Annotated in this window: 13 protein-coding genes; 5 read left to right on the top strand and 8 right to left on the bottom strand. The window is 38.2% G+C overall.

Annotated elements, in window-relative coordinates:
* Positions 1-4: 4 nt before the first annotated feature.
* From oppC to EL244_RS09580, 5 genes are all read right to left on the bottom strand, one after another.
* Positions 5-913, bottom strand: coding sequence for an oligopeptide ABC transporter permease OppC (gene oppC, locus EL244_RS09560; protein ID WP_126460528.1), 909 nt, complete (start codon positions 911-913; stop codon positions 5-7).
* 14 nt (positions 914-927) lie between these two features.
* Complete coding sequence (gene oppB / locus EL244_RS09565; RefSeq protein WP_006812894.1) at positions 928-1,848, bottom strand: oligopeptide ABC transporter permease OppB; 921 nt, start codon at positions 1,846-1,848, stop codon at positions 928-930.
* Positions 1,849-1,914: 66 nt separating this feature from the next.
* Entirely contained in the window at positions 1,915-3,555 is a 1,641-nt protein-coding gene (gene oppA / locus EL244_RS09570; RefSeq protein WP_126460531.1) for an oligopeptide ABC transporter substrate-binding protein OppA, read from the bottom strand.
* A gap of 94 nt (positions 3,556-3,649) precedes the next feature.
* The gene (locus tag EL244_RS09575) at positions 3,650-5,269 is read right to left on the bottom strand and encodes an ABC transporter substrate-binding protein (protein ID WP_126460533.1); all 1,620 of its coding nucleotides are present in this window, start codon (positions 5,267-5,269) and stop codon (positions 3,650-3,652) included.
* Positions 5,270-5,807: 538 nt separating this feature from the next.
* Entirely contained in the window at positions 5,808-6,452 is a 645-nt protein-coding gene (locus EL244_RS09580; RefSeq protein WP_006812891.1) for a YchE family NAAT transporter, read from the bottom strand.
* Between the two features lie 493 nt (positions 6,453-6,945).
* Here EL244_RS09580 and adhE point away from each other — a divergent pair, with 493 nt between their 5' ends.
* Together adhE and EL244_RS09590 are read left to right on the top strand one after the other, a co-directional pair.
* Positions 6,946-9,606, top strand: a complete 2,661-nt coding sequence (adhE, locus tag EL244_RS09585) for a bifunctional acetaldehyde-CoA/alcohol dehydrogenase (protein ID WP_006812889.1) — start codon at positions 6,946-6,948, stop codon at positions 9,604-9,606.
* A 209-nt stretch (positions 9,607-9,815) separates the two neighbouring features.
* On the top strand, positions 9,816-10,526 hold the full coding sequence (locus EL244_RS09590) for a fimbrial biogenesis chaperone (protein ID WP_230084814.1): 711 nt from the start codon (positions 9,816-9,818) through the stop codon (positions 10,524-10,526).
* 356 nt (positions 10,527-10,882) lie between these two features.
* On the opposite strand, the gene EL244_RS09595 is transcribed toward EL244_RS09590, so the two are convergent.
* Positions 10,883-11,512 carry a thymidine kinase gene (locus tag EL244_RS09595; protein ID WP_126460539.1) on the bottom strand — a complete coding sequence of 210 codons (630 nt, stop codon included), beginning with the start codon at positions 11,510-11,512 and terminating at the stop codon, positions 10,883-10,885.
* Positions 11,513-12,038: 526 nt separating this feature from the next.
* Here EL244_RS09595 and hns point away from each other — a divergent pair.
* Positions 12,039-12,449 carry a histone-like nucleoid-structuring protein H-NS gene (hns, locus tag EL244_RS09600; protein WP_039854026.1) on the top strand — a complete coding sequence of 137 codons (411 nt, stop codon included), beginning with the start codon at positions 12,039-12,041 and terminating at the stop codon, positions 12,447-12,449.
* A 353-nt stretch (positions 12,450-12,802) separates the two neighbouring features.
* Here the strand turns inward: hns and galU are convergent, their stop codons facing one another.
* Both galU and rssB read right to left on the bottom strand, forming a co-directional pair.
* Complete coding sequence (gene galU / locus EL244_RS09605) at positions 12,803-13,732, bottom strand: UTP--glucose-1-phosphate uridylyltransferase GalU (protein WP_006812885.1); 930 nt, start codon at positions 13,730-13,732, stop codon at positions 12,803-12,805.
* A gap of 156 nt (positions 13,733-13,888) precedes the next feature.
* On the bottom strand, positions 13,889-14,905 hold the full coding sequence (rssB, locus tag EL244_RS09610) for a two-component system response regulator RssB (protein ID WP_126460542.1): 1,017 nt from the start codon (positions 14,903-14,905) through the stop codon (positions 13,889-13,891).
* Between the two features lie 118 nt (positions 14,906-15,023).
* On the opposite strand from rssB, the gene EL244_RS09615 reads away from it, so the two are divergent.
* Positions 15,024-15,503 carry a YchJ family protein gene (locus tag EL244_RS09615; protein WP_126460545.1) on the top strand — a complete coding sequence of 160 codons (480 nt, stop codon included), beginning with the start codon at positions 15,024-15,026 and terminating at the stop codon, positions 15,501-15,503.
* Between the two features lie 86 nt (positions 15,504-15,589).
* Positions 15,590-16,438, top strand: coding sequence for a formyltetrahydrofolate deformylase (gene purU, locus EL244_RS09620; protein WP_006812882.1), 849 nt, complete (start codon positions 15,590-15,592; stop codon positions 16,436-16,438).
* Positions 16,439-16,571 lie beyond the last annotated feature (133 nt).

The following is a 16,571-nucleotide window of genomic DNA, read 5'->3' on the forward strand; positions in this document are numbered from 1 at the left end:
CCCTCTAGCGGTCTTTCGGGTCGAGGGCATCACGTAAGCCATCGCCGATAAAGTTAAAACAAAACAGTGTCACCACTAAGAATCCTGCGGGTATTAACAGCAGCCATGGTGTCACTTCCATTGAATTAGCACCATCGCTAAGTAATGCTCCCCAGCTACTCAGAGGCTCTTGAGTTCCTAGTCCCAAAAAGCTTAAGAATGATTCAAATAAGATCATGCTAGGCACTAATAACGATGCATAAACCACGACGACACCTAATACGTTGGGAACAATATGACGTAAAATAATATGTCGCGTACTTACACCACACACTAATGCCGCTTCAATAAATTCTTTACGCTTTAAACCTAGTGTCTGACCCCGAACGATACGCGCCATATCGAGCCATGACACCATCCCAATTGCGACGAAAATGAGTAGAATATTGGTTCCGAACAGTGTCACTAATAAAATGACAAAGAACATAAATGGGAATGAATTTAAGATCTCCAGTAATCGCATCATAATGGAGTCAACTTTCCCGCCTACATAACCCGCCAGCGAGCCATATAATGTTCCTACCACGACCGCCACCAATGCTGCCGCCACACCGACCATCAATGAGATCCGTCCACCAATCGCAACACGGACTAGCAAATCTCGACCCGAAGCATCGGTACCAAAATAATGTCCCGTCGTCATATCTGGAGGCATGGACATCATTTCCCAATCCGTATCGTCATACAAAAATGGCGATAACATGGGAGCAAAAATAACGAATAATGTAATGCAAAACAGCAGACATAAACTAAAAATTGCAGCTCGGTTATGGATAAACCGGCGTCTCGCATCTTGCCAGAGGCTACGTCCTTCAATATCCAATTGCTCAGAAAAATTTTCCAGAGCTTCACTATTTTTTTTATTTAATAACATAGTGCTCCTCCGGTTTAATAACGAATTTTAGGATCAATAACGGCATACAAAACATCCACAATCGCATTAAAAGCAATCGTCAGTACGCCCACTAAAATGGTTAAGCTCAATACTAATGAATAGTCACGATTAAGCGCACCATTGACAAAGAGCTGTCCAATACCCGGTAATCCAAAAATTGTTTCAATCACCATTGAACCAGTAATGATCCCGACAAATGCAGGTCCCATGTACGATAAAACAGGTAATAATGCAGGCTTCAAAGCATGGCGTAAAATGATAGTGCGTAGCGGTAAACCTTTCGCTCTCGCCGTGCGAATGAAGTTAGAGTGCATAACTTCAATCATTGAACCACGCGTAATACGGGAGATACTGGCGATATAAGCGAGCGACAGTGCCACCATCGGCAAAATCATATGCGTTAAATTACCGCCATCCCAACCTCCGCCAGGTAGCCATTTCAAATGAATAGCAAAAATCAGCACCAATAACGGTGCAACAACAAAGCTTGGGATGACAACCCCCGTCATGGCGAATCCCATGACTGTAAAATCCCATTTCGTATTTTGATTTAATGCCGCAATCACTCCAGCGGAAACCCCAAAGAGCACGGCGACGACAAATGCTGTGGCACCAAGTTTTGCTGATACAGGGAACGCTTTTGCAACTAACTCATTGACACTATAATCTTTATATTTAAAAGAGGGACCAAAATCCCCTTTAGAGAGCTGAACCAAATAGTTGAAATATTGCTTATACATTGGGTCATTGAGGTGATATTTCGCCTCAATGTTCGCCATGACTTCAGGAGGCAGTTTTCGTTCTCCTGTGAAAGGGCTTCCCGGTGCTAATCTCATCATAAAAAATGAGATAGTGATAAGAATTAACAGGGTCGGAATTGCCTCAAGCAAACGACGCACAATAAATTTAAACATTGCCCTTTCCTACTTCATACGCCAAGTTGGCAAATGGCGGGCTAGCATTCAGCCCGCCTGTTGTAATTAATGTTTGATGATATACAGATCTTTTGTATGCAAGTTATCTAATGGATCTTTACCCGTGTATCCACCCACATATGGCTTCACTAAGCGGGTATTTACATAGTAATAAAGAGGAACGATACCGGAATCTTTATCTAAGATTTTTTCTGCTTGTTGATACAGTGCAGCACGTTCTTCATCCGTTTTGACCTGTAAGGTTTTTTTCATGGCGGCATCGAAGTCTTTATTTTTATAATGCACGGTATTATTACTGCTATAAGACAACAACATATTTAAGAATGAGGATGGTTCATTATAATCCGCACACCAGCCTGCTCGCGCAACATCATAAGCACCTTGGTGACGGCTATCTAAGAAAGTTTTCCATTCTTGGTTTTCCAATTTAACTTCAGCGCCAATATTTTTCTTCCACATGGAGGACGCCGCGATAGCAATGCGTTTATGCAAATCAGATGTATTATATAATAAGTTAAATTTCAATGGATTAGATTTGTTATAGCCCGCTTCTTCTAATAATTGTTTTGCCTTTTCGTTACGTTGTTCTTGGGTCATATTGGCATACCAATCCGGTTTTTCTGCTTTCATGCCGCTCGTAAATGGCGGAGTGAAACCATAAGCGGGAATATCGCCCTGCGCTTTAACTTTATAGGTAATGGTATCTCTATCCATAGAAAGCTTTAATGCTTCTCTGACTCTTGGGTCATTAAATGGCGGTTTTTCGTTATTAATTTCATAGTAGTACGTACATAAGTATGGGCTGACTTTCAGCTCTTTTGGCATGTTTTGTTGTAAGCTTTTAAACTGTTCAATCGGTAAATTGCTATAAGTCATGTCAATTTCACCGCTACGATAGCGGTTAACATCCGTCACCTCTGATGAAATTGGCAAGAATGTCACTTGTTCGATAACTGTATTTCCATTGTCCCAGTATGTTGGGCTGCGCTCTAATACAATACGTTCATTCACCGTCCAATCTTTCAGCTTATATGCACCATTACCCACAAAATTTGCAGGCTGAGTCCATTTAGCGCCATGTTGCTCAATGGCTTTTTTATTGACTGGGGACATCGATGAGTGAGCTAATAATTTTGGAATGTAAGGGACGGCTTCACTCAATGTAATCACGAGCGTTTTGTCATCTAGCGCTTTTACACCTAATTCTTCAGGCTTCTTTTTGCCTGCAATAACGTCATCAACATTTTTAATATGAGCATATTGTAAATAGCTCGCATACGGAGATGCTGTATCTGGAGAAGCTAAGCGTTGCCAGCTATACACAAAATCTTGAGCAGTAACGGGATCACCATTAGACCATTTGGCACCATCGCGAATTTTAAATGTCCATTCCGTAAAATCTTTGTTATCCCAACTCACTGCGGATCCCGGTAAAATTTCCCCATTAGGTCCAATAATCGTAATTCCTTCTAAAAGATCTCTTGCGAGTGCAGATTCAGGAACTCCTTCAATTTTATGAGGATCAAGGGATTGAGGTTCAGAACCATTATTTCTTACTAGCATTTGTTTATCAGACAGTTCAACCCCTGCAGGAACAACCGCGGCATAACTGGTTGCCATCGTTGTCGCGAGCAATCCAGCGGCAACGCTTAAAGCAACAAAGGATTTATTCAATAATTTGCTCATTATTTTGGTTACTCCCATACTCTTGTTTTGGTTGTGTTGTGGACATTTCGGTTTACTTTGTAAGTAAACAGTTATTGTGTTTATTTAGATATTATTAATTAGTTGTGCTTATATATAACCGCTTAATATCCATATGATCAAGGGGGTCATTTCCTTTAAATCCTGCGATTGTGGGTTTGATCATTCTTGCACTCACTCGATAGTAAACAGGCACTATCGCAGAGTCTTGATCTAATAGGGATTCAGCTTGTTGGTAAATTTTTTGGCGTTCAGCATCATTAGGCGCGGTTAAAGCTTCGAGTAGTAATTTATCGAAAGCTTTGTTTTGATAAAAACCGGTATTATTACTGTTTTCCGATAGCATCATATTTAAGAAGGAAGACGGTTCATTATAGTCTGCACACCATGTAGCTCTCGCCACTTGATAGTTTCCTTCATGACGATTTTGTAGCGTCGTTTTCCATTCTTGATTCTGTAGAGTGACCTCAGCGCCGATATTTTTTTTCCACATAGACGCGGCAACAATCGCTTGCTGTTTATTTTGATCAGAAGTGTTGTATAACAAATTAAATTTTAATGGATTCTGTGGTGTGTATCCTGCATCAGCGAGTAATTGTTTTGCGCGCTGGTAACGTTGCTGCGCCGATAATTTGGTCCACTCGGGTAGAGCAAAATTACCATTATTAATAAAAGTAGGTGTAAAGCCATACGCGACTGTTTGTCCCTGATTGATGATTTTATGAGTAATTGTTTCACGGTCTAAACCCAATTTAATCGCTTCTCTAACTCGAGGATCGGTAAACGGCGCTTTTTGGTTATTAATTTCATAATAGAAAGTACAAAGATATGGGCGAACATAGAGCTCTTTCGGTTTCTCAGCGAGCATTTTTTGATATAAATTAGGCGGAATAGCAGAATTACTAATATCAATTTCACCACTACGATAACGGTTATTATCGCTGACTTCCGATGTTATCGCTAAAAAGGTCGCATGATCAATTTGAGTCTGTTGATTATCCCAATAGAGAGGATTGCGCTTTACAACGATTCTTTCATTCACAGTCCACTCATCCAATATATACGCGCCATTGCCAACAAAATTTCCGGGTTGAGTCCATTTATCGCCATATTTTTCAATGGATTTTCGATTAACTGGCTTCATCGATGTATGAGACAGCATATCGATAAAATAAGGTACCGGATGACTAAGAGTAACCTGTAACGTCTGATTATTTAGCGCTTTCACACCTAAGGACTCTTTTGGTTTGTTGCCTTTTAAAATTTCATCCGCGTTTTCAATATAAGCATTTTGTAGATAACTCGAATACGGAGAGCCTGTTTTGGGGTCAGCTAACCTTTGCCAGCTATATACAAAATCCTCTGCAACAACCGGAGTTCCATCACTCCATTTCGCTCCATTTCTTAATTTAAATGTCCATACCGTATAATTTTGATGTTCCCAACTCGTTGCCATTCCCGCGACAGGCTGGCCATTTATATCGTCATATACCAGCCCCTCTAACAAATTTAAAATAATATTCCCTTCAGGAACACCTTCAACTTTATGGGGATCAAGAGAAGTTACTTCAGAGCCATTATTGATGGTGATGGACTGTAGCGTTTTATCAACTTTTAAAGTTTCGGCTGCGTGAGCTGAGGTGAGAAATGAAATGGCTAAATAAGAAAGTAGACTGAATTTTGTGGTTAACTTCATCGTAGCTCCTTTCTGGGATAAGGGGATAGCTGTCTCACTTTATTACAGGCGATGAAAAGCTCATAAACAAAACTTCATGGTCAGAACATAGACAATTCAACGCCCCATTCCGCTATGAGCTCCCGTGAACAACCAATAAAAAAACATACAATTCATTAACATCTTTTGATTTATTTGTTTATTTTTTAAAAAGTAAATTGAGGTTAAAATTTATTTTTATTTTAATAAAACAATTGGATAGAGTTTTTATTATAAAATACAGATAATCAGCTCAATCTTCATAATCCAAACATATCATTAACAATCAGTGATGAGAATAGTGAATAAATTTACGCAGCTCACAATTCCTTACTTTTTTCGCCTAATTTTGTAAATTATGCGACATATAATCACAAAAAAAATTCATCCCAATAGTGAACTATTTGGGCTATGTACTTTGGTTTAATAGGTGGAAGATTTTATAACGTCGAGAAGAGGATGGTTTATTGAAGCAAAGAAGAAAAGCAGCCGCATAAAGATAGCGGCTTACTTCAATCGATTATAAAAGGCCTGGGAATATCGCTTTCACGCCAGTCACTGCAATTTCAATACCTAGGGACATTAATAGCAAGCCCATAATACGAGTAATAACGTTAATACCTGTTTGCCCCAGATAACGCACCAACAGCGAGGCAGAACGGAACAATAACCAGCAGCAAAAAGCGAATAAAATACTGGTTAATGCTAGTCCAAGAAAATTTTGCCAGCCAGTCCATCTAGAAGACCAAACAATACAGGAGCTGATCGCACCTGGTCCAGCCATCAATGGGAGTGCTAATGGGACAACACCAATACTGTCTCTTATTGCTGTTTCTGTTTTTTCTTGTTTATTTTGTTTATCTTCCCCAATCTTACCGCTAATCATCGATAACGCGATGGTCACAATCAAGATTCCGCCCGCAATCCGGAATGAATCAATTGAAATACCAAAAAGTTGCAATATAGAGTCACCAACAAGTAGTGAAGTACATAAAATAATCGCCACTGAGGTATTAGCGATGGTATTGGTTCTATTGCGACTCGCATTCGTTTGATAGTTCGTCATACTAATAAACACAGGCAAGATGCCAACTGGGTTTACCAACGCAAATAGACCAATAAAAAATTTAATATAGCCTGATAAATCAAGTAATGTTGCGCTCACCCATTAATATCCTCATAAAATGCTTAAATACGACATGGTCATCCCTTCTTATTTTATCACTGAACCAATTAAATTCCTTAGAGAAAGAATCATTTTGTGCGTGTTACTGACATTATTTATTTCAACTGCACATAATCGATAAAAATTAGTTATTTCTTCACCATTTTTTATCGATAAATTAATCAATTTTTCATAAATCTCTCAATACAGAAAAATAGGCATGCTGAATGGTGTCAGCATGCCATATTTGTGACTTAGATCACTTTATAAAATTCCTTTTTTGCTAATCTACACTTAAGAAATCGATAAGTTAGTTTATCCGTGCTTTTACTTTTAGAGCTATTTAGTTGAGATTTATAAGCCAATCGGCAGTGAAGTAAGGACTTATTGCTAAGTTTATCTATACTTTTGTTTTGGGTGGTCTTATTACAATAGTTTTTTATAGATAATTTGCTCATTGGCTTAAAAATTTTAACTTTATCAGGAGTAATCTATGTCCGTAACTAATGTTACTGAACTCAATGAACTTGTTGCTCGAGTCAAAAAAGCACAACGTGAATTTGCCAACTTCTCTCAAGAGAAAGTGGATAGAATCTTCCGTGCCGCTGCACTAGCTGCTGCCGATGCGCGTATTCCATTAGCAAAACTGGCTGTTGAAGAGTCTGGAATGGGAATTGTGGAAGATAAAGTGATTAAAAACCACTTTGCTTCGGAATATATTTATAACGCTTATAAGGATGAAAAAACCTGCGGTATACTTTCTGAAGATCCAACTTTTGGTACAATTACCATTGCCGAACCTATCGGGATTATTTGTGGTATCGTGCCAACAACTAACCCAACCTCAACGGCTATCTTTAAGTCATTAATTAGCTTAAAAACACGTAACGCAATTATTTTCTCTCCACATCCTCGTGCAAAAATTGCCACCAACCGTGCCGCTGAAATTGTCTTGAATGCCGCGATTGCCGCTGGTGCGCCAAAAGATATTATCGGCTGGATTGATTCCCCTTCAGTGGAGTTATCCAATGCACTGATGCACCATCCTGACATTAATCTGATTTTAGCCACTGGTGGACCGGGTATGGTAAAAGCTGCCTACAGTTCAGGTAAACCGGCTATTGGCGTGGGTGCAGGTAATACCCCTGTTGTTATCGATGAAACTGCTGATATTAAACGTGCTGTTGCATCAATCTTAATGTCAAAAACTTTCGATAACGGTGTAATTTGCGCATCTGAACAATCAGTTGTCGTCGTTGATGCTGTTTATGACCAAGTTCGTGAACGTTTCTCTAACCACGGTGGCTATCTGCTACAAGGTAAAGAACTTAAAGCCGTACAAAATATCATCCTTAAAGATGGTAATTTAAATGCTGCTATTGTTGGCCAACCTGCATTTAAAATTGCAGAAATGGCAGGTGTTATCGTTCCCGAGACAACCAAAATCCTGATTGGTGAAGTCAAAGCCATCGATGAATCAGAACCTTTTGCTCATGAAAAACTGTCTCCATTGTTAGCAATGTACCGCGCAAAAAACTTTGAAGATGCAGTTGAAAAAGCTGAACAACTCGTTGAAATGGGTGGTATTGGTCATACGTCTTGCCTATATACCGACCAAGATAACCAACATGAACGCGTCAGCTATTTCGGCGAAAAAATGAAAACCGCCCGTATATTGATTAATACTCCAGCATCTCAAGGGGGTATCGGTGACCTCTATAACTTTAAACTGGCACCATCGTTAACCCTAGGTTGTGGTTCTTGGGGTGGTAACTCCATCTCTGAAAACGTAGGACCAAAACATTTAATCAATAAGAAAACGGTCGCGAAAAGAGCTGAAAATATGTTATGGCATAAACTTCCTAACTCAATCTATTTCCGCCGTGGATGCCTCCCTATTGCGTTAGAGGAAATTGCCACTGACGGAGCAAAACGAGTCTTTATCGTTACTGATAGCTATTTATTCAATAATGGTTATGTCGATGAAATTGTCGATGTTCTGAAAAAACATCACATTGAAACTGACGTATTCTTTGAAGTTGAAGCGGATCCAACATTATCGGTTGTCCGTAAAGGCGCAGCTCAGATGCAAGCTTTCCAACCTGATGTCATTATCGCATTAGGTGGTGGCTCTCCAATGGATGCAGCAAAAATCATGTGGGTTATGTATGAACATCCAGAAACCCACTTTGAAGAATTAGCGCTACGCTTTATGGATATTCGTAAACGTATTCATAAATTCCCGAAAATGGGCGTAAAAGCGAAGTTAGTTGCTGTCACCACGACATCGGGTACAGGTTCTGAAGTTACACCATTTGCGGTTGTAACTGATGATAAAACAGGCCAAAAATATCCATTAGCTGATTATGCATTAACGCCAAACATGGCAATTGTTGATGCTAACTTAGTCATGAATATGCCAAAATCTTTAACCGCCTTTGGTGGTTTGGATGCTGTCACCCATGCACTAGAATCTTATGTTTCTGTACTAGCAAATGAATTCTCTGATGGACAAGCACTGAAGGCACTAAGTTTACTGAAAGACTTCCTGCCAGCTAGCTATCATGAAGGTGCTAAAAATCCAGTTGCCAGAGAGCGCGTGCATAATGCAGCAACTTTAGCCGGTATTGCATTTGCGAACGCCTTCTTGGGTGTATGCCACTCAATGGCTCATAAATTAGGTTCTGAGTTCCACATTCCACACGGTTTAGCAAATGCGTTATTAATCTGTAACGTTATCCGCTTTAATGCGAATGATAACCCAACTAAGCAAACTGCATTTAGCCAATATGACCGCCCACAAGCACGCCGCCAATATGCTGAAATTGCAGATCATCTTGGTCTATCAAAAGCAGGCGACCGTACTGGTGCTAAAATTGAGCGTCTCTTGGAGTGGTTAGAAAGTATGAAAGCAGATTTAGGTATTCCTAAATCTATCCGTGAAGCGGGTGTTGCCGAAGCAGACTTCCTAGCACGTTTAGACAAGTTATCTGAAGATGCGTTCGATGACCAATGTACTGGTGCAAACCCTCGTTATCCACTGATTTCAGAAATTAAACAGCTGTTACTGGATTCTTACTACGGTCGCGAATTTTCTGAGCCAAGCGTTGCTTCAACAGCGCCAAAAGCAGAAAAGAAAGTCACTAAAAAATAAACTGGGTATTCTTGGTGATTTAGCCAACTAACCCGTTATAAGGCTTCAATAGTGTTGGATCTTTTTCCAATGTCTGTTGGAGCCTTTTTATTAATAATTAGCCACTAATCCTTATCTGATCCTCATTTATCAATAAGGATCAAATAGATAATTCAATTTATACTGATGTCAGGACTATCAAACTTTCTTTATCAATGAGAAGAGGTAGTATGAAAAAACTGACTCAACTTATCTTCACTATACCGCTCCTAGCCGCTAACTTTACTGCCCATAGTGCGGGCTTACATTTAGAACAGACACGGTTAATCATTAATAACGCCAATTCTGATGCAACTTTTACTGTCGTCAATGACGATAGTTTTCCCTATTTAATTCAAGCTACTGTAACGAATACTATTGAGGGTGAAAAATCCTCGCATGTTGAAGTCAATCCACCTTTATTTGGGCTGGATGCAAACAGTAAATTTAGTCCTCAAGTGTTATTAAAAGAAAAGAATAAACTACCTGCGGATACTGAATCACTATTTTTTCTCAGTACTCGTGCGATACCTGCTCATAAGCGCTCCAACGACCGTAGTAAGAATAACAAACAGACAATTACCATGAATATCATTATCAAGGTAATCTACCGCCCAAGCCACTTAGCGGTTCCTAATAACCAAATATTCCAGAAAGTGACACTGAGTAAGAAAGATGCTCAGTGGCAATTCGATAACCCTACCCCCTATTATGTCACGTTGGTAAAAATTAAATTAAACCAACATGACTACGGAAATAGTTTAATTTTGCCCCCTTTGAGTAAAATGCCCCTCTCAGAGGCCCCTCCTAATATCACCCATGCAAGTTGGCAAATAATCAATGACTATGGGGGGCTATCTAAAGTTTTGACATATCCGGTATCTGCTGGAAACAATCAATAAGATATAACCTAATCCTCATAGATTATTCTTGAATCTCACTAAAAAATGAATGAGTGAAATAAAACCGAATAGCTTCATATCACTATTATTTGTTAGAAAAACTCATGAACTAAAGATAAATACACCTTTATAAAGAAAAATAAGTGTACTCATAAAAAGAAAACCCCATGTTAAAGGCATGGGGTTTATCATAAATTGATGTCACCATTATTCTAGTATTTAACACTGTTCGACTATCTAGTGCGACAAATCAAGTTTTTAATTTAAATCATTAATTTACTTTTTCTGACAAAATCACCCATATTGCGTGATATTAGCATTAGCAAATTATTTGGTTTATTAATATTAATCAGCCATTAATTGAAATTGATGGGCTTTTTTTGAATAATGCCACTATTCATTAACTGTGCTTGTTTTATGGCATCAGAGTAATGTTTTCGGCAAACTGAAATATACTTTTCATTACCGCCGATATCGACCTGCGCTCCTTCATACATTGGGACCCCATCACTACCAATACGTAAAACTTTATTCGCCTTACGCCCACAATAGCAGACCGTTTTAAGCTCAACGAGCTTATCAGCCCATGCTAATAAATACTGACTTCCAGCAAATAGCTCTCCGGAAAAATCTGTACGTAGCCCATAACATAAGATAGGAATATCGACATTATCGACGACATCACATAACTGCTCCACCTGTAATTTGGTAAGAAATTGACACTCATCAATTAACACACAATTCACTTTTTGCGCGCTGTTTTCTTTTTTGATAATGTCAGCCATATCCGTTGTGGGCGAAAATAATAACGCATCTGCTGATAAGCCAATTCGAGAAGAGACTTTTCCATGACTAAAGCGATTGTCAATTTCTGCAGTAAAAATAAGTGTGCGCATACCACGTTCATGGTAGTTATATGAAGACTGCAATAATGCTGTTGACTTACCTGCGTTCATCGCAGAATAATAAAAATATAGCTGTGCCATCTGGCTATTCCCTAAAAATAATATTCGTAAATACTTTATCATAAAGGCATTTTAAGATTAACCCTAACTCTGCATTTACAGTCAATCATACAAAACTGTTCTCCACTACTATGTTAAATTAGACGATAAATTTAACGCAATCTATGAGTTAAATACAATAAATTCCTATTTGATATTATCCTCAGTAGGTATAATCCGTAGCACGTATTGCTAATTAACTGTATCAAAAAAAGAAAATTTAAGTTAAAGGTTTCTCTTTTATTCCTCTGCATCCAAAAGTGAAACTGTTTGTTATGTGTATTAATATAAAAGCTAGAGGGTGTTTCTAATTACCTTTTTTCATTAATTCTGTTATTGATAATAGAGCTATTTATAATAGTGAAAATTTTTATATTTCCCTTGTAAAAAAATTGCATTCGTTAAAGATAACTTTTAAACTAAGAAGGTAATTTAGCTATTGCAGAATTTAAAATAGCACTCTATTATTACTGTACACATGCCAACATATAAAATTGAGACCAGGAAAATGAGCGAATCATTAAAAGCATTAAATAACATCCGTACTCTTCGTGCTCAAGCTCGCGAAGTTACTTTAGAGTCATTGGAAGAAATGCTAGAAAAATTAACTGTCGTTGTTGAAGAACGCAGAGAAGAAGAAAGCCAAGCTCGTGCTGAAGTTGAAGAACGTAACCGTAAATTGGAAAAAGTTCGTGAAATGATTTTAGAGCAAGGTGTAGATTTAAATGACCTTCTGCAAACAATGGATTCAGTTAAAGGGACTAGCACCAGAGCTAAACGCGCTGCACGCCCTGCTAAATATAAATACGTTGATGAAAATGGCGAAACTAAAACTTGGACAGGCCAAGGCCGTACTCCAGCCGTCATCAAAGTAGCAATCGAAGAACAAGGTAAATCTTTAGATGATTTCTTAATCTAATAACCAAATTCTCCTTTATTAAAAACACCCTTTTCATAAGGGTGTTTTTTTATATATATCATAATAATCCTGACTGACTTCACATTCTTTTATTCAGTTATCCCTTTACTACCTCTTCAGTTAAAAAATAACTATATGAAATAAAATTTCAGTTAAAGTAAAGTTACGTATTTAATCTCGTCAAGAGTCATTACTTATTTTTGCATTTAATTTACACGTCATGCATGTAATAGTATATATATGTACATCATCATTAATTGACGCTTAAAAAATGAGTATATGGTTTTATTTCTAGACATAAAAAAAGCTAACCTATTGGCTAGCTTTTAATAATTAACAACTAACTGGTTGGATTATTTCGTTGTTTCTGATGCTGCTAATTTAGCCGCAAACTCTTTAACCCATAACGAAAAATCTTTTCCTAAAGTATCATGTTGAATACCATATTCTACAAATGCTTTCATATAGCCTAATTTATTTCCACAGTCATGGCTTTTACCGCATAAATGGTAAGCTTCGACAGGTTCATCATTTTCCATCATAAGAGCAATAGCATCAGTTAATTGAATTTCATCACCAGCGCCTGGTGCCGTTCTTGCTAATGCATCCCAAATTTTTTCGGATAACACATAACGACCCACAATCGATAAATTGGAAGGAGCTTCTTCTTTAGTTGGTTTTTCGACCATCCGCGAAACAGGCTTACTGTCTCCAGGATTCAGCGTAATGCCATTGCAGTCAACAATACCGTAGTTAGAGACTTCCTCTTCTGGTACAGGCTCAACTAAAATTTGGCTAGCCCCAGTTTCCTCAAAGTGTTCGAGCATTTCTCTGAGATTAAACTTCGTTAAATCCGTACTGTAACGGTCTAAAATTACATCAGGGAGAATAACAGCAAAAGGCTCATTTCCCACTAATGGCTTAGCACATAAAATAGCGTGACCTAGCCCTTTTGCAATCCCTTGGCGCGTTTGCATAATAGTGACATGGCTTGGACAAATTGACTTTACTTCATCAAGGAGCTGACGTTTCACTCGCGCTTCTAAGATAGCTTCAAGCTCGAAGCTAGTATCAAAGTGGTTTTCAATGGAGTTCTTAGATGAGTGAGTCACTAAAACAATTTCATTAATACCTGCTGCAATACACTCATTAACCACATACTGAATTAGAGGTTTATCAACGATAGGTAGCATTTCTTTCGGGATCGCTTTTGTTGCTGGAAGCATACGCGTTCCTAAACCCGCTACTGGGATTACAGCTTTACGCACCTTGCGTTTAATCATTTTTTATAACTCCAGAATTTTTCTAAGCACCCTTCACTATTATTCAATGATATACCATGGTGCATTTTTAGTGCGCGCAAGTATATCAGGAATCAAAACTGAATAAATAGTAATGAGTCTAATTGATGATATCTGAAGTTATTTTTAATAATCGATTTACATCTCACTGTCAGGATTAAACATCAGCTTAATTCGCTGGTCATTATTCCGAATAAGGCATTTCCATTGAGCGCCATGAAAATCTAAACGATTTGAATGGTAGGACTTCAAGGTACCTAAAGGAATATTACGATCTAAATGATAGTGATGGTTTTCAGTCGTTATTTCAGCTTCCAGCCCTGCACTCGCCAATATTACATTTTTCGTTTTGGTGTTGAAGTAGCCGAGTAAAAGCGGAAACTGCCCTGAAAAACCAGACTCTTCAAGAAGATGATTTATTTGGTGAATAATACGATCGATGTTAGGTAATTTTTTATCTGGGTGACTCACTGCACTCTTTAATAAATCATTAAAAACGACTCTAATCAAAAAAGCAGCCATGATCCCTTCTTGTGGAGAGCGTTCTGTATCTATGCAATAAAAACCAACCTGCTCTTCAGATATCGCTGCAATATCCAGTAATAGCCCAAAGCGATTTGCTTCATTTAATTGCCTATAGTTTATTCTATAGCCATTAATAATCTGACTAACGGGTGGTTGTAATTGCTTTAGAATAGCCAACATATCCAATTTATCACCATTAAGGATATTCGACATATTTTGGATCTCATGCTCCATAACACTTTCTGTATCGTACTTCTCAGGATACAAAGCTGAGTGAATAGTCATCTTTACTTCATCTAAATTTTTAATCGGTTTAAGTAAGGCATCTTTTGCCCCTAGACGAAACATCCTGTCTAGTTGGGTAAAATCAGTGGTTGCTGAAATGACAATAACAGGAATATGAATATTCCGGCCCACCAGCTCGGCCATAAATGCTTCACCATTCATCACTGGCATATTTAAATCACACAAGATAACATCAGGTGTAAGGTGTTTTTCTGTAATTAGATCCAATGCCAACGCGCCATTGTCAGCGATATAGACTTCAGTTTCCAAGCTTTCTAGGTACTCACGAAGAATAGTGCAAAAAATTTTTTCATCTTCAACTATGAGTATTTTTCTATTTTTCATATCATACCTACCACTACCATGCTTAGTTTTATTAATAATTTGTTGTGCCAACAATAGTCATATTACAAAATCATTAGAGACTATATTTTTTAAGTATAGTTATTTTATCGAGAAAAGAATGAGCCAATCTTTAAAAAATAATTGTAGCTGCGGTAATCCTAAACCGTTTGACCATTGCTGCTCTCCCTTCATTCAAGAGCAAACTATCCCAGAAACAGCGGAACAATTAATGCGCTCCAGATATAGTGCTTACGTTCACAAGGATGCGGATTACTTGATTAAAACATGGCACCCAGATTGCCATGCTGACGAATGGCGTGACGAGATCATCAAAAGCTTTGAGCACACTCAATGGCAGGGATTACGAGTCATTAGTTCTTCTCATGCCAAAAATCTTGATGAGGCTTATGTCGAATTTTCGGCTTGCTTTATTGATGAAAAAGTCGATCATAAACAACTTATTCATGAACGCTCCCGTTTTCTTCGCATTAATACGCGTTGGTATTATATCGATGGAATAACACCAAAAGTTGGGCGTAATGATGACTGTCCATGCGGCTCAGGTAAAAAATTTAAAAAGTGCTGCGATAGTTATTAATTCTATGAATATCAAATCGTGTCAATTGCACAATTACTCTTAGTCCAAATAGTTGGACTTTTGTTAGTTAAGGATTAGACAGTTCCATGCAACACAAAAATGTACAGAAAAAAATTCTCAGAACAATTTGTCCTGACGCTAAGGGATTAATCGCTAAAATCACCAATATTTGTTATAAGCATCAGCTCAATATTATCCAAAATAATGAGTTTGTTGATCACCGTACTGGTCGTTTTTTTATGAGAACGGAACTTGAAGGGATCTTTAATGATGAAACCCTCCTTGCAGACTTAGATGATGCACTTCCTGAAGGCTCTAAGCGCGAACTGAATTCTGCGGGTCGTCGACGTATTGTAATTTTAGTGACAAAAGAAGCTCACTGCTTGGGTGACTTACTCATGAAAAGTGCTTATGACGGCTTAGATGTTGAAATTGCAGCTGTCATTGGTAACCACGACACACTAAAACACCTCGTAGAGCAGTTTGGTATTCCGTTCCATCATATTAGTCATGAAGGCTTAACCCGCGAACAACATGATGAAAAACTCACGGCGCAAATTGACCAATACCAGCCTGATTACGTAGTTCTTGCTAAATACATGCGAGTACTTACCCCTGCATTTGTTCAGCATTATCCAAATCAAATTATCAATATACACCACTCCTTCTTACCAGCATTTATTGGTGCACGTCCTTACCACCAAGCTTATGAACGCGGAGTGAAAATTATTGGGGCAACAGCTCACTTTGTGAATGATAATTTGGATGAAGGGCCAATCATTACTCAAAACGTTATTAATGTGGACCATACCTTCACTGCTGACGATATGATGCGAGCAGGTCGTGATGTTGAAAAAAATGTTCTAAGTCATGCATTGTATTGGGTCTTAGCACAACGGGTATTTGTATACGGCAACCGTACAATAATTCTATAAGTATAGTAATTTGCTGATTTATCACGCATTAAGATTAAAAAAACCGCATTCGAACATTTTTTTAAAATTAATGCTTTACAGGGGCGCGTCATTTGATATGATGCCGCCCGCTGTGAACGATTACAGCAATTCA

This window comes from Providencia rustigianii (assembly GCF_900637755.1).
Classification (GTDB): Bacteria; Pseudomonadota; Gammaproteobacteria; order Enterobacterales; family Enterobacteriaceae; genus Providencia; species Providencia rustigianii.